The sequence below is a fragment of the Chroococcidiopsis cubana SAG 39.79 genome (genome assembly GCF_003991895.1).
In the GTDB taxonomy this organism is placed as follows: domain Bacteria; phylum Cyanobacteriota; class Cyanobacteriia; order Cyanobacteriales; family Chroococcidiopsidaceae; genus Chroococcidiopsis; species Chroococcidiopsis thermalis.
On record NZ_RSCK01000161.1, the window covers coordinates 1 to 8,065 of the forward strand.

Annotated in this window: 4 protein-coding genes and 2 pseudogenes; 1 reads left to right on the forward strand and 5 read right to left on the reverse strand. The window is 45.3% G+C overall.

Annotation, left to right across the window (positions count from 1 at the left end; all coding sequences use genetic code 11):
- The 3 genes from DSM107010_RS35690 to DSM107010_RS35700 form a co-directional block, all read right to left on the reverse strand.
- Window positions 1–725 (reverse strand): IS1 family transposase (locus DSM107010_RS35690; RefSeq protein WP_127025254.1); only part of this gene is annotated, 725 nt, incomplete at its 3' end.
- Window positions 726–992: 267 nt separating this feature from the next.
- The gene (locus DSM107010_RS35695) at window positions 993–2,426 is read right to left on the reverse strand and encodes a di-heme oxidoreductase family protein (RefSeq protein WP_106168866.1); all 1,434 of its coding nucleotides are present in this window, start codon (window positions 2,424–2,426) and stop codon (window positions 993–995) included.
- A 2-nt stretch (window positions 2,427–2,428) separates the two neighbouring features.
- Window positions 2,429–3,790 carry an imelysin family protein gene (locus DSM107010_RS35700; RefSeq protein WP_106168865.1) on the reverse strand — a complete coding sequence of 454 codons (1,362 nt, stop codon included), beginning with the start codon at window positions 3,788–3,790 and terminating at the stop codon, window positions 2,429–2,431.
- Between the two features lie 382 nt (window positions 3,791–4,172).
- On the opposite strand from DSM107010_RS35700, the gene DSM107010_RS35705 reads away from it, so the two are divergent.
- Window positions 4,173–6,866 (forward strand): TonB-dependent receptor, encoded by a 2,694-nt coding sequence (locus tag DSM107010_RS35705; protein WP_106168864.1) that lies wholly within the window; start codon window positions 4,173–4,175, stop codon window positions 6,864–6,866.
- A 97-nt stretch (window positions 6,867–6,963) separates the two neighbouring features.
- Here the strand turns inward: DSM107010_RS35705 and DSM107010_RS35710 are convergent.
- A pseudogene (locus DSM107010_RS35710) lies at window positions 6,964–7,678 on the reverse strand (IS6 family transposase).
- Between the two features lie 31 nt (window positions 7,679–7,709).
- Window positions 7,710–7,823, reverse strand: a pseudogene (locus DSM107010_RS43410) (hypothetical protein); the annotation flags it as partial.
- Window positions 7,824–8,065 lie beyond the last annotated feature (242 nt).

An 8,065-nucleotide genomic window follows, 5' to 3' on the forward strand; every position in this document is an offset into this window, starting at 1 on the left:
CTGTCTAACTCTGCATTGTAGCCATGAATGAAGTACCAAATCGCTCCAATGTGATTGTTAAGTTTTTTGGAAAATGATAGGCTTTCTCTCACCAACCGAGAAACTCGTTGTCTGAAGGTATTATTCAATCGTTCAACATGATTAGTTAGACCCGTTTCTTTATCAACAGCTTTATGACGTTTAGGGGGAATAACTGTTTTATAAGCTTGCCAAAAATCTGTATAAGCGAAAGCAAATTGTTGGTAAATCTCTGGTAAGGAAGCCCATAATTTACGGGCTGATTTTCTGGTCCTATCTCCGACAAAACAACCAACAATTTTTCGAGCATTACGGTCAATTGCTAGGCAAATATAAACCTCATTTTTCTGACTATCGACAAATGACCACATCTCGTCGCATTCGATGACCAATTTACCTAGCGGTTTAGCTGAAACCTTTACCTGGCGAGGGATTTGAGATAGCTTTTGATTGACATAATCTTGTAACCATGACCACCTCACCTGAGTTACCCTGGCAATTCCTCGCAATGATATCTTCTCAAGTAAGAGCCGATCGATTAGCTGCTTGGTTTCTTCTGAAACAGGCGAGTTAGTCGGATCGATCGCAAATTGGTGACCACAGATTTTACACTGATATTTGGGCTTACCATTGTGAGTTGAACCATTTTTAATTACCTGCTCAGAGCCACAGGTAGGACAGACTCGTTCTAAAGGTTCTTCACATATTTTTTGGGATGATTCTATCACCTCTGGTGTTAATTTAGACAGTAGTAATACAAATGAGTAAAATCAGAAAGCCAAAATTGTTATCATCAAAAATACTAATTTGCGGGGGATTACATGAGAATTATTTCCATTAGCTAATATTAGACAGGAGGCAGACGGGACAAGGGTTCTACCTCACCACTACTTCCATATCACTACCAAAAGTTTTTGCAACAACCCCCAAGCGGAGGTCAAAATAATACGCAGCATTGCAGGAAGAGTTTAGTATCAAAGCGACCGAAGAAACTGAATTAGAGCAGTGCGATCGTCCTTTGACATCTTGGTAAACTTTTCCTTTGAATCTTTCGCTTCACCTTCATGCCAGAGAATGGCTTCTTCGAGAGTACGGGCACGACCGTCATGTAAATAGCCAGAATAGGGAAGTACCGTCTGAGTTAAGCCAATTCCCCACAACGGCGAGGTTCGCCATTCGGTTCCAGTGGCACGAAAATCGGGTCTACCATCGGCTAGTCCTGCTCCCATATCGTGAAGCATCAAGTCAGTGTAGGGATAAATAGTCTGGTTGCTCAGTGCTGCAACTTCATGACTTCCAGTACGTAATGCAGACACGTGACAAGCGACGCAGTTGGCTGAAGCAAATAACTTCTCTCCCTTTTGAACTTGAGGATTGTTTAGCATTGTGCGAGCGGGAACCGCCAAGGTTTGCACGTAAAACGTTGCTGCCTTAAGGGTTTCCCGCTCGATTTCGCTGGAGCCATCGGGTTCGGGAAACATGGGACTAGTAACGCCCATATCATTTACGTAAGCTGAGGCTGTCTGCTGCAATAGATCGGGGTTATTGGCTTTCCAGCCAAAGCGACCCAGTACTTCTACTTGTTTGACCACATCCCACACGTAGTTCGGGCGACCCGATATACCATCTCCATCGCGATCGTCAGGATCGGCTAGAGCGAGGATAGTTTTCTCTGGTATGGCTTCTAACAGCCCTAAACCAAACACGGGTGAGGGAATCCGTAGGGATGTTTTAACTTCAGGCGGTAAGACTCGATCGTTCGTGCGGGTAATTTTGGCAAGCGGAGAGCGCAACTTGTAAGGCGTGCCATCAGCGTACCTACCAAGTTGTTCCTGCCACTGAATCTCGACTTGGGCTTCTGGAACGTGACCGTAAACCCCTTGCTCTTGAATCTGAGTGCCAATTCCTGGTACTGGCGGAGCATTGCCCAGACTAACAGCCGCTTCAGGGTGATAATTTTGCTCTAGCACTGGAGCATCACCCTGTTCGCTTGGCAACTCCTTACCGTTCTGGCGCGGATTGCTAACTCGTACCAACAGCTGTCCCTTTTCCGGCATTCCCCGACCGTCTCGAATATGACAGCCCGTACAGGAGGTGTTATTGAATAATGGACCTAATCCTGGATTCACCTTTGCCGGTGGAGTAACAAAAGCTGCATCGAAGGCGCGATCGCCTTCGATGTGCAGCGCCAGCATTTTCTCACTTAAATTAGGTGCGGGTTGCTCGTAGCCATGAGATGTCCGGTTGCGAACGGTTGTATCTCCTCCGGAGCGGGCAATTTGCATTTGAGATGAGGCGGGATAATGAAAAGCGAGAGATACGATGGCACCAGCAATCGCTGCTACCAACCCTATAAACACAAACTGACAGCTTTTTTTCAACCCCGACCGCGATCGCAATAGTTTCATTACTAATTTTGTACCAGTGGTAAAACCTGTTTTTCAATAGTTGAGTGAAGCGTCAAGATTGCTTCCCGCGCTGCCTGGATTTTTGGTTTAGCCTTGGAGGTGCACAGGGTATCTTCAATCGGTCCTGGCACGGCTGCAAGCGCAGTAGATGCCGTTTGCATCTGCTGTCGAATTTTGCTATCCAAAGCCGGATCGACCGCAGCCACAATCTCACTCAGGCTCTTTCCTCTGGTTTTGGTGTCCGGTGCCTGTCCGAGATAAGCAAATTCAGCACTGCGCAGGTTGGCTTGAAAATCGCTTAATGAACTGTTGCTAAAGCGGCTTTCTAGTAGAAATGGATTCTGCTGCTCAAAAGCCGTACCAATTTTCACGTTCCCCACCTCGTCCAAAATGCCTAAGATTCCTTGGACAATTTCCTCAGCTGCTGCTTGCACGGTCGGATAAGCTGTACTGTCACTGCCTGCATTGACAAATGCATCTCGGTATGGTGGATTGCCGTTTACCCCTTTTGTCCAACTCGTTAGCAACTGGTTAGCCGTTCGATCAAATACAGTTGTCGCTGCCTGTAGATACTGGAGTTCCCGCTGCGTAAATTGCTGTAGTTGCTTGTCGTTGTTAAGTCCAAACAGTAAGAACTCAATTGTATGAAACCCTTTCTGGTTGGTTTGCAGTTGACTGACATAATCAACTGTCAACGGGTTTTGACTATTAAGAACTGCGCTTAGATCTGCTTCGTTGACGGGCCAATCGTCTAAATCGGCATCGTAACCAAGGGATGCCGCAGGTCCAAATGCAAATGCCTCACTTCCCTCCCAGGGTATGCGTGCTGCTAGCCAAGCTTGTCGGGCAGCCTGTAGAGTCGCTCGATTGGGTTTGCTAACAAAGGCGTTTACTGCTGCGGACAGTTGTTTTGACTTTTCTGCCAACGTTTGATAGGTTGGAACGACCAGCCCATCGGTAAAATCTTTTAGGAGTTGACGATTGTTAAATTTTGCTAACGCTATATTATTGTTACCTACTGAAGGTTGGCTGGACTGAGGCTTATAAATTGTGCTACCACTTGACGAGCCCGTGCTACCCTCACCGCCTTCACCACCTTCACCACCTTCACCACCTTCACCGCCTTGTGTAGGTGTAGTCGGAGTACTTTCCCCACCGCCTTCACCACCGCCGCTGACGGGAACTGCCTTACAGGCTTCTCTGGGATTACCTTGACTACTTTGGCTAATCAAAACGCTAGACTCTTTAAAAGCCGAAAGAAATGTATCAGCTTTAGCAACATCCGTATTTGAAAGCGCGATCGCTCCTACATTTGCCAGAACGTAAGTTCCCACACCACTCCAGATTTTCAGCTTGTTTTGCACGCTACCTCCGTACGTATTCCTCAAGATGTCTGCAGCTTTCCCCAACTGCAACCATATAACCCACCACAATCTCAGTAATTAATGAGACTCTTTTGCATTATAGGGCAAGCAGAGTTACGTGTATAGCATTACTGTTGTAGTAAATGCCGCAAAATATGGAGTTGAAATCACGCTCAAACCCCTGCCCGATTGGGCTTATCGAGAATGCTGCAAGATCTGAGATCACCAAAAACTGCCAAGACCCACAATTAGTTGCAAGTAGTTGTCATATCCTGTAGGATTGTTTCTTGACCTTATCAATAATAGATATCAATAATCTGCAACGAGTTGCTGTGTTACTGATGGTATTTACTGACGGTAGTAGTTGGTGTGAGGGGTGTAAGTGAAACAACAGCAGTTATGGCAGATTCTGTTAGTCACAGGTTCTGTTTGGCTTAGTATTGCAATAGGAGCAACAGCTCAGCCGGTTCCCAGTTGGGAAGTACAGAGTAAATCTGTTAGTCGGATACTACGCGATTCCCCACCAACTCAAAATCTACCCAGACTAAGTGAGTTAGAGCGTCCTATTACTAGCGCCCAAACGCTAGTACAGTCACCAGCACCAGTACCGGCACCAGAGACAGCGTCAGCAATTATGCAAGTGACAGCAGTTAAAGCCAATCCTACCGATAAAGGTGTGGAGGTGATTTTACAGACGACTCTTGGGGAACAGTTGCCTGTTGTCAATCGCAGTGCGGGCAATAGCTATATTGCTGATATTCCCAATGCTCAACTGCGCCTGCCGTCAGGCGAGGCATTTGTATTCCGCTCCCGGAAGCCTATTACGGGTATTACTGAGATAACGGTAACTAACGCAGATGCTAACACTATTCGGGTGACAGTGACAGGTGAGGCAGGTGTACCAACAGTCGAATTGTTTGATAGTCCAGAAGAGGGTTTGATTTTTGGCGTTGTCAGTGCGGTAGCTTCTACACCGCTACAGCAACAACCGCCAACTCAACTAATACCAGAACCAGTTGAGCCAGGGAGTGAAACTAAATCTGATAAACCAGCGTTAGAGGGAGAAGAGGAAAGTGAAATTGTGGTGACGGGCGAGCAAGAGGAAGGGTATCGCGTCCCCAACTCCTCAACTGGGACAAGAACCGATACACCTTTACGTGATATCCCTCAATCGATTCAGGTGGTGCCTCAAGAAGTGTTGCGCGACCAACAAGTGACTCGTTTAGAGGATGCGCTTCGAAATGTCCCTGGTGTTAATCAGAACTTTAACTTTGGTCCACTTACCACTTATACCATTCGCGGATTCGAGGCAACAGCAACAAATCTTCTCAGAGATGGGCTACTTGACCCTTTAGCTGGAGAATCGACTGAACTTTCCAGTATCGATCGAGTCGAAGTTCTCAAAGGCCCTGCATCAGTGCTATTTGGTTTAGGTAATCCAGGGGGAAGTATCAACCTAGTATCTAAACGTCCCTTAAGCGAACCTTTTTATGCTATTGACGCAACCGTTGGAACTTATAGTTATTATCGAGGTGCGATTGATTTATCAGCGCCGTTAGATGACTCGAAGACAGCTTTATATCGCCTCAATACAGCTTACAGAAATTCGGGTAGTTTTGTCGATTTCTATAATGGTGAACACTTTAATGTATCGCCTGTTGTCAGTGTGGCTATTGGCGAGAGAACTAACCTAACTTTAGAGGGAGAATACATCTATACAAGAGATTCTTATGCCTCTGGTGTACCTGTCATTGGTAGTGTATTATCTAACCCAAATGGCGAAGTGTCCCGTGACCGCAACTTTGGTGAACCTTCTGATGTTATTGAACAGAAAACTACAAGACTTGGATACCAACTAGAACATAAATTTAGCGATAACTGGTTGTTACGCAATGCGTTTCGGTTTACGTATCGTGATTACACCGATCTACTTACGCTTCCCGGAAGTTTGGATGCAGACAATCGAACCTTTAACCGTGTAGATCGAGAATACGATCTTGAAAATACAAATTATGCTCTGAGCGCAAATGTGGTTGGCAAGTTCTCCACTGGTTCAATTCAGCATCAGCTACTATTTGGAGTTGATTTTAATAGTTTAGAAAACTTGTCACCAATATATGCTGAACGGGAAGCAAACCCGATTGATATCTTTGATCCTGTTTATGATCGAGCAAAAATACCGGGAGCAGCCGTCATTTTTGAAAGCAGCGAACGTGCGCTCACCAACTCATGGGGAATTTATCTCCAAGACCAAGTTACACTGACAGATGGATTAAAATTGTTGTTAGGTATGCGGTTTGATACTTTTGATCGCAAATACGAAGAGTTCATCACTAACACAGAAAGCAGTGGCTCGGATAGTGCATTCAGTCCTCGTTTTGGGATTGTCTATCAACCCATACCTGCCATCTCACTTTATGCAAGTTACACAAGTTCATTTACCCCACCAGGCGGTACATTCTTTTTCGGTGTTGACTCTACCTTGGAGTCAGAACGCGGTAATCAGTATGAGGTTGGGGTAAAAGCAGATTTGAACGAGCGCCTTTCGGCAACGCTGGCATTGTTTGATTTGACCCGTACTAATGTCTCTACAGAAGACCCCAACCGTCCAGGTTTTCAAATCCAAGTAGGTGAGCAAAATAGTCAAGGTATTGAACTGAATCTTGCGGGGAAAATTTTGTCGGGATGGAATATTTACGCAGGATATGCTTTTATCGATGCACGCATTACTGAGGATAATACTTTTACACCTGGAAATCGCTTACCAAATACCGCAGACCATTCTTTCAACTTATGGACAAGCTACGAAATTCAACAAGGTAATTTACAAGGTTTAGGGGCTGGATTCGGATTGTTTTTTGTAGGCGATCGCGCTGGAGATTTGGACAATAGTTATGAAGTGCCTGGCTATGTTCGCACTGATGCAGCTATTTTCTATAACCAAGATAGATTCCGAGTGGCACTCAACTTCAAAAATCTATTTAACATAAACTATTTTGAAAGTGCGCTTAATTCTAATCGTGTTTACTACGGACAGCCTTTTACACTTCAAGGAACAGTTTCTTGGCAATTTTGATGCTCATTTGGGGTAGTGGTAAATATGTGGAAGCGTAATAGATGGTTCTGTCGCAAATTTTTCAAAGTGACAAACGCTCTGTGTCAATCGTATTGTTTTAAGCACTCACTCCAAAGATTTCTGCGACAAACTTCGCTTGAGATACACTTTCCCCTTTGCTAATTCCCTTTACCTGTCCTTTCCTAATCATGTTCATCGCTTCAATCCCACTCAAGGTTCTTCTTGCAGTGTTGAAAGAATTAAATCCCATCATCGGTTTCACGATTCGTTTGATGTTTCTGTGCTCCTGCTCAATCACATTATTCAAATACTTGCTAGCTCCGTAATTCAGTCTCTGCTGCGATCGTTTCATCCGCTTTCAGGGTTTCGATTGCCACTGGGTAGGCAGCATTCTTGTCCACCGTAATGACTCGTGGAGCCTGAGTGTGCTGAGCTTTGAGAACTTTACGAAAAAAGCGCACGGCTGCCTTGCCATCCCGTTTCGCACTCAGCATAAAGTAAGCGCGTATTGCCCGCTGAATCCACAGCTCGATATAAGTACTTCCACTCGCCTTTGACCAAAATGTACGTTTCATCGACACGCCACGAATCGTTCGTGGGTTTCAAATGGGGACGAATCCGCTTATTCAACTCCGCAGCGTACTTCAAGACCCAGCGGTTGATTGTGGAATGATCGACTTCTACCCCTCGCTCTGCCATCATTTCCTCGCGCATCTCGATAACTCAAGGAGTAGCGGCAATACCACCGCACCCAAACGCAAAATGATCTGCGGCAGAAAGTGCCGCCATTTAAACAAGGATTGAGCAGTCATTTCAGCTGAGTTCAGAGAAAAATGGGTCTTCTCACATTACCATTTTTGCGACACAGCCAGGAAAAGTAGCTGCGCTCAATCCAGTTTCAGTACTAGCCTGAGCTATCGCTTCAATGTAACATTGAGTCAAGATTTCTTCTAAGTAGGGCTTGAGACGGCATTGTCAACTTAACAGGAAAAATTTAAAATTAAGCACGATGATCCCTGAGTGATGGTAATCGCTCAATTTATGCAACCGAATTTAACCCAACGACTTCTTGCCAATCAACAAAATCGTTGGCGTAATTGTTGGCGATAGCGGTGAGCAGTCAGTTGATGTTGTTTTGGGTGAAAGTGGTCTCGAATCGATCCAAAAGCGGAAAGAAAGCGTTGGGCTTGCCCTGGGGA

Coding starts and splice junctions, on each gene's coding strand:
- DSM107010_RS35695 (WP_106168866.1), bottom strand. CDS start 2,426: ATGAAACTATTGCGATCGCGGTCGGGGTTGAAAAAAAGCTGTCAGTTT.